General features: G+C 67.2%; 18 protein-coding genes and 1 other RNA gene. 13 read left to right on the top strand and 6 right to left on the bottom strand.

Going from position 1 to position 19,638, the window contains the following annotated elements; all coding sequences use genetic code 11:
- The first annotated feature begins 42 nt into the window (after positions 1-42).
- From BIU82_RS08215 to BIU82_RS08180, 8 genes are all read left to right on the top strand, one after another.
- Positions 43-1,503: an aldehyde dehydrogenase family protein gene (locus BIU82_RS08215; protein WP_070348972.1), complete on the top strand. Its 1,461-nt coding sequence runs from the start codon at positions 43-45 to the stop codon at positions 1,501-1,503.
- 56 nt (positions 1,504-1,559) lie between these two features.
- On the top strand, positions 1,560-2,459 hold the full coding sequence (locus BIU82_RS08210; RefSeq protein WP_070348971.1) for a LysR family transcriptional regulator: 900 nt from the start codon (positions 1,560-1,562) through the stop codon (positions 2,457-2,459).
- A gap of 44 nt (positions 2,460-2,503) precedes the next feature.
- Positions 2,504-3,631: a TIGR03364 family FAD-dependent oxidoreductase gene (locus tag BIU82_RS08205; RefSeq protein WP_070348970.1), complete on the top strand. Its 1,128-nt coding sequence runs from the start codon at positions 2,504-2,506 to the stop codon at positions 3,629-3,631.
- Positions 3,632-3,697: 66 nt separating this feature from the next.
- Positions 3,698-3,794, top strand: an RNA gene (gene ffs, locus BIU82_RS08200) — signal recognition particle sRNA small type.
- 34 nt (positions 3,795-3,828) lie between these two features.
- Complete coding sequence (locus BIU82_RS08195; RefSeq protein WP_074466417.1) at positions 3,829-6,858, top strand: DNA polymerase III subunit gamma and tau; 3,030 nt, start codon at positions 3,829-3,831, stop codon at positions 6,856-6,858.
- Positions 6,859-6,949: 91 nt separating this feature from the next.
- Positions 6,950-7,549 (top strand): recombination mediator RecR, encoded by a 600-nt coding sequence (recR, locus tag BIU82_RS08190; protein ID WP_070348968.1) that lies wholly within the window; start codon positions 6,950-6,952, stop codon positions 7,547-7,549.
- The gene (locus tag BIU82_RS08185; RefSeq protein WP_070348967.1) at positions 7,549-8,190 is read left to right on the top strand and encodes a GNAT family N-acetyltransferase; all 642 of its coding nucleotides are present in this window, start codon (positions 7,549-7,551) and stop codon (positions 8,188-8,190) included. Before recR ends, BIU82_RS08185 begins: the two co-directional genes overlap by 1 nt.
- A gap of 213 nt (positions 8,191-8,403) precedes the next feature.
- Entirely contained in the window at positions 8,404-9,648 is a 1,245-nt protein-coding gene (locus BIU82_RS08180) for an MFS transporter (protein ID WP_070348966.1), read from the top strand.
- Here the strand turns inward: BIU82_RS08180 and BIU82_RS08175 are convergent.
- Genes BIU82_RS08175 through BIU82_RS08165 form a run of 3 tightly spaced genes read right to left on the bottom strand, consistent with a single transcriptional unit; the run spans position 9,585 to position 13,009 of the window.
- Complete coding sequence (locus BIU82_RS08175) at positions 9,585-10,880, bottom strand: hypothetical protein (protein WP_070348965.1); 1,296 nt, start codon at positions 10,878-10,880, stop codon at positions 9,585-9,587. The two genes, BIU82_RS08180 and BIU82_RS08175, sit on opposite strands and share 64 nt — an antisense overlap.
- 6 nt (positions 10,881-10,886) lie before the next feature.
- A complete protein-coding gene (locus BIU82_RS08170; protein ID WP_070348964.1) occupies positions 10,887-12,053 on the bottom strand; it encodes an ABC transporter permease in 1,167 nt (388 codons plus the stop codon).
- Positions 12,050-13,009: an ABC transporter ATP-binding protein gene (locus BIU82_RS08165; protein ID WP_070348963.1), complete on the bottom strand. Its 960-nt coding sequence runs from the start codon at positions 13,007-13,009 to the stop codon at positions 12,050-12,052. The genes BIU82_RS08170 and BIU82_RS08165 overlap by 4 nt, the downstream gene beginning before the upstream one ends.
- Before the next feature lie 255 nt (positions 13,010-13,264).
- Between BIU82_RS08165 and BIU82_RS08160 the strand changes: the two genes are divergently transcribed.
- Positions 13,265-14,611 (top strand): aspartate kinase, encoded by a 1,347-nt coding sequence (locus tag BIU82_RS08160; protein WP_070348962.1) that lies wholly within the window; start codon positions 13,265-13,267, stop codon positions 14,609-14,611.
- Between the two features lie 92 nt (positions 14,612-14,703).
- Here the strand turns inward: BIU82_RS08160 and BIU82_RS08155 are convergent, their stop codons facing one another.
- Positions 14,704-15,645, bottom strand: coding sequence for a LysR family transcriptional regulator (locus BIU82_RS08155; RefSeq protein ID WP_070348961.1), 942 nt, complete (start codon positions 15,643-15,645; stop codon positions 14,704-14,706).
- A 123-nt stretch (positions 15,646-15,768) separates the two neighbouring features.
- On the opposite strand from BIU82_RS08155, the gene BIU82_RS08150 reads away from it, so the two are divergent.
- The 3 genes from BIU82_RS08150 to BIU82_RS08140 are packed head-to-tail and all read left to right on the top strand — an operon-like array spanning position 15,769 to position 18,384.
- Positions 15,769-16,761, top strand: a complete 993-nt coding sequence (locus BIU82_RS08150; protein ID WP_070348960.1) for a DUF1852 domain-containing protein — start codon at positions 15,769-15,771, stop codon at positions 16,759-16,761.
- Positions 16,762-16,778: 17 nt separating this feature from the next.
- On the top strand, positions 16,779-17,819 hold the full coding sequence (locus tag BIU82_RS08145) for a methionine synthase (protein WP_070348959.1): 1,041 nt from the start codon (positions 16,779-16,781) through the stop codon (positions 17,817-17,819).
- 1 nt (position 17,820) lies between these two features.
- Positions 17,821-18,384 (top strand): flavin reductase family protein, encoded by a 564-nt coding sequence (locus BIU82_RS08140; RefSeq protein ID WP_070348958.1) that lies wholly within the window; start codon positions 17,821-17,823, stop codon positions 18,382-18,384.
- A 77-nt stretch (positions 18,385-18,461) separates the two neighbouring features.
- Here the strand turns inward: BIU82_RS08140 and BIU82_RS08135 are convergent, their stop codons facing one another.
- Together BIU82_RS08135 and BIU82_RS08130 are read right to left on the bottom strand one after the other, a co-directional pair.
- Positions 18,462-18,686, bottom strand: a complete 225-nt coding sequence (locus BIU82_RS08135) for a hypothetical protein (protein ID WP_139146537.1) — start codon at positions 18,684-18,686, stop codon at positions 18,462-18,464.
- Between the two features lie 105 nt (positions 18,687-18,791).
- The gene (locus BIU82_RS08130) at positions 18,792-19,016 is read right to left on the bottom strand and encodes a hypothetical protein (protein ID WP_070348957.1); all 225 of its coding nucleotides are present in this window, start codon (positions 19,014-19,016) and stop codon (positions 18,792-18,794) included.
- A 113-nt stretch (positions 19,017-19,129) separates the two neighbouring features.
- Here BIU82_RS08130 and BIU82_RS08125 point away from each other — a divergent pair, with 113 nt between their 5' ends.
- Positions 19,130-19,615 (top strand): MarR family transcriptional regulator, encoded by a 486-nt coding sequence (locus BIU82_RS08125; RefSeq protein WP_070348956.1) that lies wholly within the window; start codon positions 19,130-19,132, stop codon positions 19,613-19,615.
- Positions 19,616-19,638 lie beyond the last annotated feature (23 nt).

Below are 19,638 nucleotides of genomic sequence, written 5' to 3'. Positions count from 1 at the left end.
TTTCGATGAGGCAGCAACGCCGCTGCCGGAACAGAGGAACGCATGAGCTCCACCGAACTGCACCAGAACTTCATTGACGGACAGTGGCGTCCGTCCTCCGCCGGGAAGACCTTCGCCAACGTCAACCCGGCCAACACCAAGGACGTGCTGGGGCATTTCCCGGACTCCACCGCACAGGACGCCCTGGACGCGATCGGCGCCGCGGCCAAGGCCGGGAAGGAATGGGAGGCCCTGGGTTCGATCAAGCGCGGCGACATCCTGTTCGCGGCCGCCGAGATCATGTCCCGCCGCAAGGAGGAACTGGCCGCCGCCGTCACGCGGGAGCAGGGCAAGTGCCTGCGCGAATCTCGGGGTGAGGCGCAGCGCGCCATCGACATCCTGCGGTACATGGCGGGCGAGGGCCGCCGACTCTCCGGCTCCACCCTCCCCGCCGACGAACCGCGCACCCTGGCGCTGACCTGGCGCAAGCCGATCGGCGTCGTCGCGCTCATCACCCCGTGGAACTTCCCGCTGGCCATTCCGGTCTGGAAGATGGCGCCCGCCCTGCTTTCCGGCTGCACGGCCGTCATCAAACCCTCGCCGCTGGCGCCGCTGACCTCCGCGCTGCTGGTGGACATCTTCAACGAAGCCGGCGTCCCCGCGGGCGTCCTCAACCTGGTCCACGGCGACCGGGAGCCCGGCGAAACCCTCTGCGGGCATCCGGACGTGCGCGGCATTTCCTTCACCGGTTCGCTCCCGGTGGGCCTGTCCATCCAGAAGGCGGCCGCGCCGCGGCTGGCGCGTACCCAACTGGAGCTGGGCGGCAAAAATGCCTTGATCGTGCTGGCCGACGCCGATCTCGACCTCGCTGCCGACGCCATCCTCCTGGGGGCCTTCGGGCAGGCCGGGCAGCGCTGCAGCGCCACGAGCCGCGTGGTGGTGGACCGACGAGTCCGGGAGGAACTCGTGGGCAAGGTACTCGCCCGGATGGAGGAACTGCGGATCGGCGATCCCACGGATGAATCCACCAAGCTCGGGCCGGTGGTGAACCAGGAGCGGCTTGACGCCTGCCTGGCCGCCATCGAACAAGCCAAGGCCGACGGCGCCACCGTACGTACCGGTGGTTCCCGCGCCACCGCGGGGGTGCTGGCGGACGGCTACTTCATGGAGCCGACCCTCCTGACGGACGTCGCGCCCGATTCGGAACTGGCGATGGAAGAAGTGTTCGGACCGGTCCTTTCGGTGATTGACGCCGAGAACTTCGGCCACGCCATGGAAATCTCGAACTCCGTGAAATACGGGATGTCCGGGACCATCTTCACCAACAACCGGGCCCACGCCTATGACGCCTTGCAGGAGTTCGAGGCAGGCATGCTCCACGTCAACCGGCCCGGCGTGGGTGCGTGGCCGCACCTGCCGCACATGGGGGCGAAGCTCTCGCAGTACGGCGCACCCGAATGCTCCCCGGAAACGTGGGAGTTCTACATGGAATGGCGTTCGGCCTGCATCAGCTTCCCGGCCTGAGCGCTGCCGTCCATGGTTCGCCCGTCCGTGCCGGCCCCGTCAGTTAGCTTGTTCCCATGCATTTGAGCACCCAAAGCCTGCGGATCTTCATCGCTGTCGCGGAGGCCGGAAGTATTTCCGCCGCGGCCCGCGTCCTGTACATGAGCCAGCCCTCGGTCTCGGCCCATGTCCGGAGCCTGGAGACCTCGCTGGCCGCGCACCTGCTGGACCGGGGACCGGCCGGAACTACGCTCACTCCGGCGGGCGTGGTCCTGGCCGGCCATGCCCGGCGAATCCTGGACATCATGGACTCCGTGGACGGCGACGTGGCCGCCGCGCAGGGGCAGGCGGACCGGAAACTGTCCGTGGCCGGGACCAGCACGCTCGGCTCCTACCTGCTCCCCCGGGTGCTCAGCCGCTTCCTCGCGGAGAACGAGTCGGTGCGCACGGAACTGCGGGTAGGCAACGCGGAGAAAGTGGCCGAATGGATCATCAACCGGGAAGTCAGCCTGGCCATCTGCGCCGGCCAGGTGGACCACGAACAACTCGAATGCACGGAAATCTTCGACGAAGCCCTCATCCTTGCAGCCAGCCGGGCCCATCCCCTGGCCGGGCGCAAGCTCACCCCGGAGGACCTGGCGGGGCAACGCTTCCTGCTCCGCGAAATCGGATCTTCCACCCGGCTGGACCAGGATCAGGCCTTGGCCGACTGGGGACTCAAGGACGCACCCAGCTGGACCATCTGGAGCGCCGAGGCCGCCCGCGAATCCGTCCGGGCAGGCCTGGGCCTGGCCCTCATCTCGGAACACGTGGTGGCCCAGGACCTCCGCTCCGGAGAACTGGTCCGCCTCAAGATCGAGCCGGCGCCCCGCCGTCGTCCCGTCACCCTGGTCCGCATGGCGGACCAGCCGCTCACCCCGGTGGAGCAGCGCTTCGTCGGACTGATCAGCTCCATCAAGGCCTGGCCGCTAGGCTGACCGCCCACGGCCCGGGCCCATCCCGCAGCACGAAAGGACGCACCATGAACACAAGCAAAGCCTCCGGACGCACGGACCTGATCGTCGTCGGCGCCGGAATCGTCGGGCTGGCGCACGCCTTCGAAGCGCACCGCAAGGGGTACACGGTGCGCATCATCGAACGTGACGCGAGGCCCAACGGGGCGTCCATCCGGAACTTCGGCCACTGCTGCATCACGGCCCAGGACGGCGATCTGCTGGACACCGCCTACCGTTCCCGCGAAGGCTGGCTGGCGGCGGCAAAGGCCGTGGGCTTCTGGGCTCCCGAGGCCGGCGCCTACGTGGTGGCCCGCAGCGCCGCCGAACAGACCGTGCTGGAGGAACTGAACAGCAAGCGCGGCAATGACGCCGTGCAGCTGCTGGCCGCCGGCGAAATCCGTTCCGTGCTCGGCGGAACCCCGGACCCGGCAATCGTGGGCGGTGCGCACCTGCCCGCGGACCTGCGCGTCGATCCCCGCACCACCGCGGGAGAGATCGCGGACTGGCTCCAGAAGCAGTCCGGCGTCGGGATCGAATGGAATACCTCCGTGCGGGACATCCGGGACGGGACCGTTTCCACGAGCCGCGGAGAATTCCACGCGGAGAAGGTGCTGGTGTGCGTGGGGCACGACATGGACCACCTCTTCCCGGAGCTCGCGGCCCGCTACCAGGTGCAGCGCTGCGCCCTGCAGATGGCCTTGGCCCCTGCGCCGGCCGGGTACACCCTTGATTCCGCGGTGCTGACCGGCACCTCGATGACCCGCTACGACGGCTTCACGGCCATGCCCGGCGCGGAGGCCGTGCGGCGGGAAATCTACGGCCACAGCCCGGAATTGATTGACATGGTGGCCAACGTGATGTTCACCCGCCGGCCGGACGGCAGCCTCATCCTGGGCGACAGCCACGTATACGGGCAGACGATAGGGCCCTTCCAGGACGAATGGTGGACCACCCGGCTGGTGGATGAAATCGGCAGGATCCTGGGCACCAGGCTGCAGGTCACGCAGCGCTGGCAGGGCGTCTACGCCAGCAGCCCGCTGACCTCCCTGCTGGTGGAGGACGTGGAACCGCGGACCAAGGTGGTCACCGTGACCTCCGGGATCGGCATGACCATGTCCTTCGGAATCGCGGCGGAGACGATCGCTTCCCTCTAGCTTCCGGTTCCTTCGCAGTGCCCGACGGCGGATTCGAGTGCCGCTGAAAGTTCGGGTAAGCTTGTCTGCGGCCCCTCATGTGGCGTCATCCTGTTGAACTCCCCCAGGACCGGAAGGTAGCAAGGGTAGATGGGCTCTGGCGGGTGCATGAGGGGTCTCTTACTTTAAATGTCAGTCCCTACCGCTAGGTTTTCCCTGTGACTGTTACTACTGCCCTTTACCGCAGATACCGCCCGGATTCGTTCGCGGACGTTATCGGGCAGGAGCATGTCACTGAGCCGCTCATGACGGCGTTGCGCAAGAACCGCGTCAACCACGCCTACCTTTTCTCCGGCCCGCGCGGCTGCGGCAAAACCACCTCGGCCCGCATCCTGGCCCGCTGCCTCAACTGCGCCGAGGGCCCCACGGACACCCCCTGCGGCAAGTGCAACAGCTGCGTTGAACTGGCCCGCGGCGGTTCCGGTTCCCTTGACGTCATCGAGATCGACGCCGCCAGCCACGGCGGTGTGGACGACGCCCGCGATCTCCGCGAACGCGCCACCTTCGCTCCGGTGCGGGACCGCTACAAGATCTTCATCATCGACGAAGCCCACATGGTCACCTCGGCCGGCTTCAACGCGCTCCTGAAAATCGTCGAAGAGCCGCCGGAACACATCAAGTTCATCTTCGCCACCACGGAGCCGGACAAGGTTATCGGCACCATCCGTTCCCGCACGCACCATTACCCGTTCCGGCTGGTGCCGCCGGAACCGCTCATGGCGTACCTCGAACAACTCTGCGCTGCCGAGAATGTGCCGGTCGCTCCGGGTGTGCTCTCGCTGGTGATCCGTGCCGGTGGCGGTTCGGTCCGCGACTCCCTGTCCGTATTGGACCAGCTCATGGCCGGCGCCGGCAGCAACGGACTGGACTACGAACTCGCCGTCGCGCTCCTCGGTTACACGCATGCCTCCCTGCTGGACGACGTCGTGGAGGCCGTCGCCGCCGGCGATTCCGCCACCGTCTTCCGCGCCGTGGACCGCGTCATCCAGACCGGTCACGATCCCCGCCGCTTTGTCGAAGACCTGTTGGAGCGCTTCCGGGACCTCATCATCGTCCAGGCCATGCCGGAGAGCGCCAAGGCCATCCTGCGCGGCATGCCGGACGACCAGATCGCGCGCATGCAGGGCCAGGCCAGCGCCCTCGGCGCCGCCGAGCTCTCCCGCGCCGCGGACGTCACCAACACCGCGCTCACGGAGATGACCGGGGCCACCTCCCCGCGCCTTCACCTTGAATTGCTGTGCGCCCGCATCCTGCTGCCCGGTGCCGAGCAGACCGAACGCGGCATCGCGGCCCGCATTGACCGTGTGGAACGGCGCCTCAGCTACGGCGAAGCAGTTCCCGCGGGCGCTGCTGTTCCCGTTGCGGCGGTACCTCCTGTTCCCGCTGCGGCGGCGCCAGTTCAGGCACCGGTTCAGCCGCCCGTTCCCAGCCCGACGCCGGAGCCCGTCCGGGTGCCGGCCGCTGCGGAAGCCGCCCCGGCGCCCGTCGTTGAGGCGCCTGCGGCCGCGGCGCCGGTGATCGAGTCGCCTTCGGCTGAAGCGCCCGCCCGGCCCAAGCCGATTTCCGCGCCACGGGTCACGACCAACGACTGGCCCACCGAGGAGAACCCGCAGCCGTCCGTTCCGGCACAGGCAGCACCGGTCCAGGCAGCTCCGGTCCAAGCTGTTCAGCCGCCGGCGCCTGCGGCCGCCCCGGCTCCTGCGCCTGCGGCCGTCACCCCGCCGCCCGCTTCGGGCGGGTCCGCTCCTTCCGGCGGGGCCGACGTCGAGGTCGTCCGCCGCGCCTGGCAGGACATCCTGCAAACGCTGACCAAGATCAAGCGCAGCAGCTGGGCCTTGGTGGGCGCCAACGCGCAAGTGGCGCGTTTCGACGGACAAACCTTGGTGCTGTCCTTTACTACCGAAGGCCTGGCCTCTGCGTTCAGCCGGGCAGACCATGCCGAAAACCTCCGGCAGGCCATCCACAAGACCATCGGCATCGACTGCCAGATCACCGCCATGGCCGGCGGCAACAGTTCGGGGAGCTCTGCGCCAAACCCAAAAGCACCGGCTAGTCCGGAAGCCCCGGCGTCCACGCCGGCGGCTCCCGCGGCCACGCCCGCACCGGCTCCGCCAGCGCCCGCCGTCTCCGAAGTGGACACTGCTTGGGGACTGGCGCCGGCAACGAGCGGGCCCAAAGCCGCATCGCCCGCTATCCAGGTGACCACTGTCGAGGCGCCCACTGGTCCGGCACCTGCGGCTGGTGCCCCGGCATCGGTAACTGCGCAGCCTTCGCACCCGTCTCCGGCCGCCGAAGCACCCGTTCCAGCGGCTCCCGCCGAAGCCAGGACACAGCAATCCCCCGCGCCAGCTGCGGAGGATTATTCCTACTCCGACGACGACTGGGGTCCCCCGCGCGACGAAGACGCCCCGCCCTTGGAGGAAGAACCGCCCATGGACTGGGTGCCGCCGTCGGCCGCTGGCTGGCAGGCAGCACCGGCACAGGTGGCGCCCGCGCACACGGCTCCGGCACCCACCGCCCCGGCGGCTCCGGCGGCCTCGGCGCCCGCGCCTGCCGCCCGTCCCGAGCCCCAACCTGAGCCCCAAGCGGCCGCACAGGCTGCACCGGCAGTTCCGGCGGCTGCTTCGGACGATCCGTGGTCGCGTGCCGTGGAGCAGTCCCCGGGGTCATGGGTGGTGGGTACCAGCAGCAACGTCGGAACCCATGTTGCGGGAGAGGATTCCGCACCGCAGAACGGCTTGTCCGGCGCCTCAATGGCTACTTCGCCCGCCTATGAACCGGCCGCAGCCCAGGTTCCTGCCGCACCCCCAATGCAGGAGCCGGCCGCAGCATCGCAACCGGCCCCGGCCGCCCCGGCAAACGGCTGGGCCACGGTTCCGGCATCCGCTCCGGCGGACTCCGCGAGCAACGGTGCGAACAATGGTGCGAACAACGGCGCCGGCAACGGCCCTGGGAAACAGAGCCTCTACCAGCGGCTGTCCAACAGCCCGGAGGCCTTGGCCGGACGCAACCAGGCACCGGCACGCGCGGCCACGGCAACAGCCACCATGGTGGAAGACTTCCCCAGCGCGGACGATGAAACCATCGAGGAATCCGGGGTGTTTGGCCGCGCCGCGGTCGAGCGTATTCTGGGCGGGAGACTCCTGGAAGAGCGTTCCCTCGACGGCACTCCCCTGATGCGCCGCTGATCCGGCCGCCGGCGGGCGCCCGCCCGTTCCGCAAAGCCCGGTCCGCAGCATGCCGGCAATCCAGCAACACCACTGACTAAACGAGGACATTGTGTACGAAGGTGCAGTTCAAGAGCTGATCGACGAACTCGGCCGGCTCCCCGGCGTCGGGCCGAAATCAGCCCAGCGCCTCGCCTTCCATATCCTTGAGGCCGACCCCGAGGACATGAAGCGCCTGGTCACGGCCATCACCACCGTCAAGGAACGCGTGAAGTTCTGCACGGTATGCGGCAACGTTACCGAGCAGGAGATGTGCAACATCTGCCGCGACCCGCGCCGCGATCCGTCCGTCATCTGCGTGGTCGAAGAATCCAAGGACGTGCTCGCCGTCGAACGCACGCGTTCCTTCCGCGGCCGCTACCACGTGCTCGGCGGGGCCATCAATCCGATCGCCGGCATCGGCCCGGAACAGCTGCGCATCCGCGAACTCCTCACCCGCCTCAACGACGGCGCCATCCAGGAAATCATCATTGCCACGGACCCCAACCTCGAGGGCGAAGCAACGGCAACCTACCTGGCGCGCATGCTGAAGACGATCGGGATCGCCGTCACCCGCCTCGCCTCAGGCCTGCCCGTGGGCGGCGACCTCGAATACGCGGACGAAGTCACGCTGGGCCGCGCCTTTGAAGGCCGCCGCAACGTCCTCTCCTGATGCAAACCCCCGACGACGGCGGGCCCCGGCCGGTGCCTGAGTCACCACTGCGGAACTCACCGCAGCGGGCGGCAGCAGAGCTTGCCGCGCCTCTGCTGAGCAGCCGCTTAAGGCTCCGGCTCCTCGAAAGCGGGGACACCGCCGTCGTCCATCAACTGCGCAGCCACCCGGACGCGACCCGGTACCTCTCACACAGCCCGTTTTCCGCGGAGCAATCCGAAGCCTGGCTTCAGGAGCAACTGCAGCGGTCGGCTGCCTCCACGCCCGAACACTTCAACCTGTCCTGGGCCATCACGCTGCGGGACAGCGGTGCGCTCATCGGCAACATCCGGGCGTGGAACACCTCCGAGCCGCCGGCACCTGGCCCGCTCGCAAGCGGCTGCGCTTCGCTGGGTTACGTCCTGCACCCCGATCACCATGGCCTGGGCTACGGTCGTGAAGCAGCGGCGGCCATGGTTGAGTGGCTGTTCACGGAGCGCAACGCACGCACCGTGTTCGCGGGCGTCTATGAGCCGAACCTGCCGTCCCGCCGGCTCCTGGAAGGGCTCGGTTTCACAGTGGACCGGCACTTTTCGGCAGCCCAGGACAGGCACGGCAAAGGCCTTCCCTCGCTTCGCTACCGCCTGGACCGTATCGGCTAAATCACAAGAAGCGATTCGCGGCGGCTATCGCCCGTCTGGGAAAATAGCAGGCAGATTGCCCCCTGCGTGTGTGGCGCCGTCAACCTCACCTCCTCGTCCCAGCTCCGTCATGCCTGCCCAGTCATGCCAGCACGGTCATGCCCGCTCAGCCATGCCCTGGGACCTGGCGGTTCCGGCGTGCCCTGCGCTCCCCGCCAGTTAGGAACACGATTCATGAATCCCACGGACACGGCTGTCTCCGGCACCGAAAAGCAGCAGGACAAGGAAGCTGTCCGCTACGGCCGCAAGGCAGTCCTGGCCTCGGCCATCGGCTACGGTCTGGACGGCTTCGACCTGCTGATCCTGAGCTTCGCGCTGGGCGGGATCATCACCAGCTTCAACCTCACCGATGCCCAGGCAGGTTCGCTGACCACGCTGACGCTGCTCGGAGCGGTGTTGGGCGGAATCGTGTTCGGCATCCTCAGCGACCGCTGCGGCCGGGTGAAGATGCTCACCTACTCGGTGATCCTTTTCGCCGTCTTCACGGGTCTGTCCGCGGTGTCCACCGGCTTCACGGACATGGCCATCTACCGTTTCATCGCCGGCATCGGCATCGGCGGCGAATTCGGCATCGGCATGACCCTCGCCGCCGAAGCCGTTCCGGCCAAGTACCGGGCCCGTGCCACGTCCTGGGTGGGTATCGGCTTCCAGTTCGGCGTGCTCGCCGCAGCGCTCGTGTCTGCCCCGGTGATCTCGGCTTTTGGCTGGCGCGGCCTGTTTGTCGTGGGGGCCTTCCCCGCCGTCGTCGCGATCATCCTGCGCAAGCGGCTCCACGAATCGCCGAAGTTCCTGGAAGCCGCGGCTGAGCCGCATTCCGCCAGGACGTCCCTTCGCCTCCTGGTCGCAGACGCCCGCGCGGTCCGGGTGACCATCGCCATGATCATCCTGACCTCGGTGCAGAACTTCGGGTACTTCGGCATCATGACCTGGCTTCCCCGCTACCTGAGCACCGAGTTCAAGCTCAGCCTGCTGGGGACTTCGGCGTGGACCGCCGTCACGGTCTTCGGCATGATGACCGGCATCATCGTCTTCGGCCAGCTGGCGGACCGTCTCGGCCGGCACAAGGCGTTCTGGATTTTCCAGATCGGTGCGGCCGTTTCGGTGCTCGCCTACAGCCAGATCTCGGACCCGGCCATTCTCCTGTTCGGCGGTTTCGTCATGGGCGCCTTCGCCAACGGAACCCTGGGCGGCTACGGCGCACTGCTGGCCGAGCTCTACCCCACGCACGCCCGCGCCACCGCGCAGAACGTCCTGTTCAACATCGGCCGCGGCGTAGGCGGCTTCGCTCCGATGGTCATCGCCATGGTGGCGTCCTCCCACGGTTTCGCCTTTGCCCTGGCGCTCCTGCCGGCGATTTACCTCCTGGCCTTCGTGACCATGTTCCTGGTGCCGGAGCGGGCGGGCGCCGAACTCGAGTAGCGGCGAGCCCGACGCCGGGCAGCCAGGACGCCTGCGCCCGTCACCGCGGCGGCCGCAGCCAGTTGCCCCGCGATTCCAACCACCGACAGCGGGAACGCAGGCTGCAATTCCTCGCTGGCCACGCCGTTGATGCACGGGATCTCGTAGAACGGGCCTTCCAGGGATCGTTGGATCGAAACGAAGATCCAGCCGTAGTCGCTGCCCGGCGGAAGCTCCTCGGCGGCCAGCGTCCAGTAGAGGAGCACGGGGTTTCCCGCCCCGAGCCACAAGACCCGCTCGGCGTGCACCACGGTTTGGCTCCGTACCAGCCCGCCCACGCATTCATAGGACACATACCGCTGGCTCTCGTCGCGCTTCACGTTTACCGGAACCGAGGTTTGTTCGGTGACCAGCATCGCCGGCATCAGCAAGGCGACGGCCACGAGGTTCCCCAGGACGAACGATCCCGTGACGAGCCCGGCCAGGACAGCGCCGATACGTGCCCGGGAAAACATCGTCCGGAATCCGGCGCCGATCGCGGCGAAGACCAGCACCTCGAAGAGCACCAGCCCCACCATGAGGAGCTCCAGCGCCGGCCCCGCGGGGAGGACGTTTCCGGGCACCAGCGGGTCAACCGCCAAGGGATCCGGCGCGGGAAACGGCAGCAGGCGCAGGACCAGGAGCACCAGCAGCCCAAGGACCGCCAGTGCCATGCCCTGCAGCAGGCATGCCAGCAGCCGCTGCTGCAGGGCGAAGGGCCCTGCCGCCGGCCGGCTGAAACCCCACGCCGTTCCGAGGATCGCCCCCGACACCACAAGCGCCGCACCCGCCATGACAAACATCCCCAGCGGATTTGGTGCGGCCCAGTCGAAAATGCCGCTCCAGGCCGCGACGACGAAAGTGGTCCCGCTGGCGGTGACGAGAGCCGCCGCCAGGAGCAGCCAAAAGCGCGCCGAACGGAACGACGACGCCGCCTCCCGCCAGGCCTTCCGGCCCACCCAGGCGGCGGCCCGTCTTAGCCCGCCGAAGCCTGCGCGCCGCAAGCTGTGCGGCCGCGGCGGCGCCACGGGGGAACCGCCGGCAGCTGAACGGGCGGCCGCAACTGAACCATTGGCCCGGGCAGCACCGGCCGGCCCGCCGTCGTCGAACACGTCACGGCCGATCCGCTCATACCGCGGCTCGCCGTCACGCGGCTCGCCGTCACGGGCCTCATCGTCGCGGATCCCATCGTCGCGGGCCTGGCCGGAAACCATGCCGGCTCAGGCGATTCGCGTGCCCACAGCCAGGTGCCGGGCGGGAGTGACCAGCGAGCGCCAGCCGAGCCACAGCAGCAGTCCGGCCAGCGCCACCTGCAGGGTCAGGCCGAGCGGCCACAGCGGTGTGCTTTGTCCAAGGTATTGCGGCTGCACCTGGCCGTTGGCACAGGTGTAAGTGCCGTCTGGTCCGGCGATCGCCGAGCGGGCACCCTGGCTGATGTTTTCGATCATGCCGCCGGAATAGTAGTAGACCGGCGCCGTCCGTTCCGGGTACGGGATGGCGTCGGCCACCACCACGTAGGGGTTCATTGCCAGCAGCCAGGCCACCCGTTCCGTGTGGAACGCCTCCTGCTCCACGAGCGGCCCTTCGCAGGTGTATTCAGGATTGAAAGGCCCCGGCGCGCTCCCCGGACCGAACTCCATGGACGGGTACACGGGCTGGTTGGCCAAGACCGTTCCCCGGGTCAGCTGGACGCCCAGGCCGAAGGCGATCAACGAACCCACCACCAGCGCGGCCACGGCCAGGTACGTCACCACGATCGAGAACAGCGGACGCCCGGCAAGCGCCGAAATCCCGACGCCGATCGCGCAGATCACGGCCACTTCCACCACGAGCATCAGCAGTGAAACCAGGATGTGCCCGGCAGAGAGCCCGCCCAGGAGCACCGCGAATACCAGGAACGGCGTGCTGGCCGCCAGGAACGCGATGGCCACGAGCCATGCCGCGCAGAACTTGCCCCACAGGATCTGCCCGGGCGTGAGCAGCGTGACCTGCAGGATGGCCAGCGTGCCGCCTGCACGGTCCCCGTTGACGGCGTTGGCGGAGAGCGCCGGCGCCACGAGCAGGGCGAAAAGCAGCACGAAGGCCAGCACCACCTCGAAGATCGCCGAACCCGGTCCCTGCGGTTCCGGCATGCCGTCAGGCACGGGCATCACGGCGCGGGACTCCATGGCCGCGTTCCACCCCGCCCAGGTAATCGCCGTGACCAGGGCAATCAGCACCAGCCAGACCGCCAGCATGATGTACCAGCCGCGCGAACGCAGCCGCTGCTTCAGTTCCAGCACCACCACGTCGCGGATGCCGCCAAGATAGCCGGCGACGGCGCCGCGCCCCGGAGCCTGTCCGGGAACCGGTGCGGGGCCCGGGAGAGTCTCTGCCGCCTTGCTCATTTCCGCTCCGTATCGAGGTTCATGTACGTCTCTTCCAGGGCCCCGCTCGCCGGACCGAAGGACACGACGGCGATTCCCGAGGTGACCAGTTCGCGCAACAGGGCGGCAGCGCCGTCGTCGTGGTTCAGCATGAGCGAAACGGACGGCCTGCGGCCGGTACCGGGGAGGAATTCCAGCCCCATCTCCGTGAGCTTGGCTGCCAGCGCGGCAGGGTCCAGGGCGGTGATGGCATAGCGCCGGCCCTGTTTCGCGGCGTCTTCCACGGTCTGGTGCTTGACGGTCCGGCCGCGGTTGACGAACACGGCGCCATCTGCGATTTCGTCGAGCTCGCTCAGCACATGCGAGGACACCACCACGGCTTTCCCGGCGGCGGCGAGGTTCCGCAGCAGGGTCCGCAGTTCCACACGGGACCCGGGATCGAGGCCGGCTGCGGGTTCGTCAAGGAGCAGCACGGAGGGGTCGTGGACCAGGGCTCGGGCCAGGCTGAGCCGCTGCTGCTGGCCCTTCGAGAGGACCCGTGCGGGCTGCCCGGCCAGTTCTTCCAGCCGCACCAGGGCCAGGAGTTCGGCCACGCGGGCGTCGATCCCGGCCTTCGGCAGGCGGTAGAAGCGCGCCATCTGGACCAAGATCTCCCGCGCCGTAAGGGACTCCCACACGCCGAGCGTGTCCGGCATCCAGCCAAGCCGGCGCCGGACGGCCGCCGTGTCCACCGCGGGATCCAGGCCGTCCACAGTGATGGTTCCGCTGTCCGGTTGCAGCAGCGAAGCGAGCATGAGCAGCAGCGTGGTCTTGCCGGCCCCGTTGGGGCCGATCAGCGCGGTCACGTGCCCGGACGGCGCGTCGAAGTCCATATGCTCGACGGCGTGGACGGTACCGAAGCGGCGGGAGACACCCACCGCGGAAACTCCGGAGGCGAGCGGCGCCCGGGTGGCCTCAGGTATTTCAGCAACAGACATGATCCACCTCTGTGTCCCCCTACAGAGCTTGAACTGCTTTGGTGAACCTGCGCGGCGCAGCGCCCGCAGGGCACATCGTGAGTTGATCGTACGCCGTGGCGCAGGTCACGCCTATCCATCGCGTGGCCGAGATTTGGTCACAATTCCCGGGCCGTGGACACACGGCGATAAACTGGCGAAATAAAGCTACGCCGGCGTGCCGTAAATAGGGCGCCCGGTGTTTCAATCCCCAAGTGATGCAGTGAGGGTGCGCGCATGAGTATGCCCACTACCGAAGTGAAAAGCGAAGAACTGGCCGCGCAGCCTGCCAAGACCAAACAGCTGATCGTGCAGAAGTTCGGCGGTTCCTCCGTGGCCGACGCCGAAGGCATCCAGCGCGTCGCCCGCCGCGTGGTCGACGCGCAACAGGCCGGCAACGAGGTCGTCGTCGTGGTCTCCGCCATGGGTGACACCACCGATGAACTGCTGGACCTCGCCGCCCAGGTGACGGACTCCGCACCGGCCCGCGAAATGGACATGCTCCTCTCCGCCGGCGAACGCATCTCCATGGCCCTGCTGGCCATGGCCATCAACAAGTTCGGCGCCTCCGCCCAGTCCTTCACCGGATCGCAGGCCGGCATGATCACGGACGGCATCCACGGCAAGGCGCGCATCATCGACGTCGACCCGCACCGCATCCGCACCGCCCTGGACAAGCAGCACATCGCCATCGTGGCCGGCTTCCAGGGGATGAGCCGCAACACCAACGAGATCACCACCCTGGGCCGCGGCGGCTCGGACACCACCGCCGTCGCCCTGGCCGCCGCGCTCGAAGCGGACGTCTGTGAGATCTACACCGATGTGGACGGCGTGTACACCGCGGACCCGCGCGTGGTTGCGTCCGCGCAGAAGATCGACACCATTTCCAGCGAGGAAATGCTGGAACTGGCCGCCTCCGGCGCGAAGATCCTGCACCTGCGCTGCGTGGAGTACGCCCGCCGCTTCGGCGTGCCGCTGCACGTGCGCTCCTCATTCAGCCAGAACGAAGGCACCTGGGTCCTGCCCGGTGCCGATGACAAGATCACCACTCAAGAGGGAGTTGCCTTGGAGCAGCCAATCATCTCCGGCGTGGCCCACGACCGGTCCGAAGCCAAGGTCACCGTTGTCGGCGTCCCGGACATCCCCGGCAAGGCCGCGGCGATCTTCCAGGTCATTGCCGATGCCCACTCGAACATCGACATGATCGTGCAGAACGTGTCCACCCACGGCACCGGCCACACGGACATCTCCTTCACCCTGCCCATCGTGGAAGGCGCCGACGCCCTCGCCGCCCTCAAGGCGGCCCAGCCGGAAATCGGCTTCGAGAGCATCGAATACGACGAGAACGTGGGCAAGCTGTCCCTGATCGGCGCCGGCATGCGCTCCCACCCGGGCGTTTCTGCCACCTTCTTCAAGGCGCTCTCTGACGCCGGCATCAACATCAACATGATCTCCACCTCGGAGATCCGCATCTCGGTGGTCACCAGCGCTGACAAGCTGGACGACGCCGTGCGCGCCATCCACGCAGCCTTTGAGCTCGACGGCGAAGCTGAAGCCACCGTTTACGGCGGCACCGGCCGCTAGCCGCAACTTAGCCCGCTCATTGAATCGGGCCTCGAGGGCCTGGGCCCGGTATTCCACCGGCCCAGGCCCTCGGCGCGTTAACCGAGGCGCGTCTAACCGAGCAGTTCCACCCCGAAGCCCGTGACGACCGACCGCACCTCTGCGAGATAGCGCCGTGCCTGTTCCGTCAGCGGAACCGCGGCGTGGTCAATCCAGCCGATCTCGATGCGTTCGTCGACCTCGAGCGGGATGGCCACGATCGACGGGTCGAGCTCGTCGCTGATGATGCCTGTGGAGATCGTGTATCCGCCGAGGCCGATCATGAGGTTGAAGATGGTCGCACGGTCGGAGACCCGGATGTCGCGCTTGCTGGAAAGCGTGGAGAGGATCTCCTCGGCGAAGTAGAACGAGTTGTTCGCCCCCTGGTCGAAGGTGAGCCGCGGGAGGTCTTCGAGGTCCTCGAGAGTCGCCCGCCGCCGGGATGCGAGCGGATTGCTACGCGAGATGAAGATATGCGGATCGGCAAGGAACAAGGGGTGGAACACGAGCCGGGACTCACGAAGCAGTTTGTCGATGACTTTCCGGTTGAAGTCGTTCCGGTAGAGGATGCCGATTTCGCTGCGGAGTGTGCGGACGTCCTCGATGATCTCCTCGGTACGGGTCTCGCGCAGGGAGAATTCGTACTCATCGGCACCGCTCGCCTGGACCATCCTGACGAACGCATCCACGGCGAACGAATAGTGCTGCGTCGATATCCCAAGCAGGCGGCGGGACGGCGGCCGGCCGAGGTAACGCTGCTCGAGAAGTTCCACCTGTTCCACGACCTGCCTGGCATAGCCGAGGAACTCCGCACCATCAGCGGTCAGCACCACTCCCCTTGCCGAGCGGACAAGGAGCGTGCGCCCCAAGCGGGCTTCGAGCTCCTTCATCGCCGCGGACATGGTCGGCTGCGCGACGTAGAGAAGATCGGCGGCAGCGGAGATCGAGCCTTCGTCCGCGACCGTGATGAAATAGCGCAGCTGCTGCAGCGTCAGGCCGTTCACGCTCTGAACCATAGATTCAGTCTATACGAATCCATAGTTAGGCCTAGTTACCTGATATCAGCGAAGGCGCTGCATGATGGACTCATCGACTTCGGACGGCCAGCCCAGGCCCCCCTCACCATCAGATTGGCCACCATGGCAGACGCATTCACCTTCAGCATCACCACCACCCCGTTCAACGAGGACTACACGCCCTCCGAGAGCTCGCGCATCACCACGAACTTCGCCAATCTGGCCCGTGGCGAGAACCGCCAGGAAAACCTGCGCAACGCCCTGACGATGATCAACCGTCGCTTCAACTCCCTCGCGCACTGGGACAACCCGGAGGGTGACCGCTATGCCCTCGAGCTCGAGATCGTCTCGGCCAGGGTGCACTTCACTTCAGACGGCGAGGAACGGCAGTTCCCCCTGCTCGAGGTGCTCGACACAAGCATCGTCGACCGGAAGACCGGCGCCCGCAGCCACGGCATCGTGGGCAACAACTTCTCCTCGTACGTCCGCGACTACGACTTCAGCGTGGTGCTGCCCGCCGCGAGTGACGGATCGGGCGCCCCTGCCCTGCCCGAAAACTTCGGAAACCTGCACGGCAGCCTCTTCCAGCGCTTCCTCGATTCCGAGGCCTACCGCCGGCGCTTCGCGCAGCTGCCCGTGATCTGCATCAGCGTCTCCACGTCCAAGACCTACCACCGCACGGGCAACAGCCACCCTGCTCTCGGCCTTGAGTACCAGCAGGACGACCACTCCCTCACCGACGCGTACTTCGGCAAGATGGGGCTGCGTGTGCGCTACTTCATGCCGCCGGGCAGCGTCGCGCCGCTGGCCTTCTACTTCCGCGGGGACCTGCTGACCGACTACACCAACCTCCAGCTGATCAGCACGATCAGCACCATGGAGACGTTCCAGAAGATCTACCGTCCCGAGATCTACAACGCGAACTCCGCCGCCCCCGCTGTCTACCGGCCAAGCCTGGGCGCACAGGATTTCTCGCGGACGCTGATCTCCTACGACCGCGAGGAGCGCAGCCGGCTCGGCGTCACGCAGGGCAGGTACACCGAGGAGCACTTCATCGCCCCGAACCGCGAGTTGCTCGATCAGTGGGCCGCCGCTTACCCCACCCCCGTCGCATGAGCACCGAAGGATCCGCAATGACCCCCAAACTTCTTCCGACCTCGATTGTCGGCAGCCTTCCGAAACCCGCCTGGCTGGCCCAGCCGGAGACCCTCTGGTCGCCCTGGAAGCTCGAGGGCGCCGAGCTGCGCGAAGGCAAACAGGATGCCATGCGCGCAGCCGTCCAGGAGCAGACCCGTCGCGGCATCGATATCATCAGCGACGGCGAGCAGACCCGCCAGCACTTCGTCACGACCTTCATCGAGCACCTCAGCGGTGTCGACTTTGAAAAGCGCGAGACCGTGCGCATCCGGGACCGCTACGACGCGAGCGTGCCGACCGTCGTCAGCGCAGTGGAGCGGGAGAAGCCCGTGTTCGTCGAGGACGCTGCGTTCCTGCGCTCGATCACCGACCGTCCGATCAAGTGGACCCTTCCCGGCCCGATGACGATGGTCGACACCCTGTATGACGCGCACTACCGCAGCCGCGAGAAGCTGGCGTGGGAATTCGCGACCATCCTCAACCAGGAGGCGAAGGAACTCGAGGCGGCCGGCGTCGACATCATCCAATTCGACGAGCCGGCGTTCAACGTATTCTTCGACGAGGTCTCGGATTGGGGCGTCGCCGCACTGGAGCGCGCGTGCGAGGGGCTGCGCGTAGAGACCGTGGTGCACATCTGCTTCGGCTACGGGATCAAGGCCAACAACGATTGGAAGGCAACTCTCGGCGCCCAGTGGCGCCACTACGAAAAGTCCTTCCCGCTGTTGCAGCGTTCCTCCATCGACACCATCTCGCTGGAGTCCCACCACTCCAACGTCCCGCTGGATGTCGTCGAGCTGGTGCGCGGGAAGAAGGTCATGCTCGGCGCCATCGACGTGGCCAATGAAGCGGTTGAGACGCCGGAAGAGGTCGCTGACACGCTGCGCAAAGCACTCGAATTCGTCGACGCCGACAAACTCGTGCCCAGCACGAACTGCGGCATGGCGCCGTTCCCCCGGCACGTCGCGCTGGAGAAGCTGAGTGCACTCAGCGCGGGTGCGGCCATCCTCCGCGAGGAGCTCGCCGGTGCACGCGCCTGAAATGACGGACGTCGACGCTCAGATCAACGCGATCCAGCTCGCCTCGACGCCGCACCTGCCGGCCGATGACTTCAAGGCCCTTTTCCGCGGGCACCCCGGCGGCGTCACCGTCATCTCGGCGGATGCTGGTTACGGGCCGGTTGCCCTTACCGCGTCATCCGTCGCTTCGGTGAGCGCCGAACCTCCGCTGCTCGTCTTCTCGATCTCGGCGCTGTCCTCGGCCTCCGATGTCCTCTCACGCGCCGCCACCGTCGTCGTGCATTTCCTCGACGTGCATGACGTCGACGTGGCGAAGCTGGGTGCGACCGGTGGCATCGACCGCTTCGCGCAGGCCCAGTCCTGGACGCGCCTGAGCACCGGAGAGCCTGTGTTCGACAATGTCCGTGCCTGGGTGCGTTGCGCGGTGGTCGACCGGATGCAGGCCGGAACATCGACGATCGTCGTCGCACGCGCGCTGACATCGCACATCGAACGCGACGCCCAGCCGGGCGAGCCCGGTGACGCGCTGGTTTACCACAACCGTACGTGGCACCGCCTGGGCGAACACTCCCGCCTCGAAGGCTGACAAGGCTCCCCGTAAGTCGGAAGTGAATTTTCAGCCCGGCTTACGGGGAGCAGCTCGCGGCGCTCCGGCCCTTTTGCCTAGCTGTAATCGGTAGTAGTCGGCCCGGGATCATCACGCACTGCGTAGTGATGGCCCTCTGCGTCGGTTTCGACCACAAAGTGCGACAGGTCTTCTTCCGAGGCCTGTTCGTAGGCATCATGCTTGTGAACCACGGGAGCATCGGTATCACCCTGGGTCGCGGATCCGAATACGGTCTGCAGACGCCCGGTCACATGCATGAAGCTGTCCAGCAAACGTCCCACAACATCCACCTCCTTCCCCGCTGCGGGGCCCGGCAATCACGCCGTTCCCGAGTGGTTCAAGTGGTTCAATGATACGCCCGGCCCTGTTTTCGGAGCAGGGAGTTTTCAGCGCAGGGAACGGTCCCCCGGATCCTTCGGCACAACGTAGCTGCTGCCGTCCGCCCGGCGCTTGGTTTCCCACTGCAGGGTTTCAACCTGGCGCTGGCGCAGCAGGGCCTGGTTCGCCTCGGTCATTTCATGATCCAGCGAACTGGTGTGGGCGGGGCCGAAGATGATGCGCAGCCGTCCCGTGGCGCGCATGAACCGCTGGGCGAATGATTCCTTGGCCATTTCTGCTCCCTCTGTGGGCTCCTGATGGCTCCAGCGTACACTAACTGTTAGTGCACTAATAATTAGCCCAACAAGCTAAACTGGCCTCGTCTTCTACTCCCCCAAGGAGGAACATGTCCACCCCCGCAGATGACGACCTCCTGCTCGAGCGCCAGCTGTGCTTCGCCCTGACGGTCGCGTCGCGCAGCGTCGTGGGAATCTACAAGCCGGTGCTGGAACGCATGGGGCTGACGCATCCGCAGTACCTGGTGATGCTCGCTCTGTGGGAGCGCAGCCCGCGCACGCTCAAGGACATCAGCGATGCCCTGCTCCACGAACCCGCCACGCTTTCGCCGATCCTGCGCCGCCTGGAAGAAGCCGGGCTGCTCACCCGCGAGCGCGTCCCCGGCAATGAACGCGCCCTGGCCGTGACCCTGACCGACGCCGGCGCCGCCCTCCGGGAGCAAGCCACCCAGGTGCCGGGCACCATCATGGAACGCCTGGGCTTGAGCCGGGAAGAAGTGGCCGAGCTCCACGCCGCCATGACCGGACTGATCGCCGCCACGCAGCGCTCAGCACCTCTGGCCCCGGCCGGGCCCGCGGCGGCCGCCCGGCGATAAAATGGCAGAAAGCAAGGAGCCCC

It is taken from the genome of Arthrobacter sp. SW1, assembly GCF_001766675.1.
GTDB lineage: Bacteria > Actinomycetota > Actinomycetes > Actinomycetales > Micrococcaceae > Arthrobacter.
This window is presented reverse-complemented; position numbering and strand designations above follow the sequence as displayed.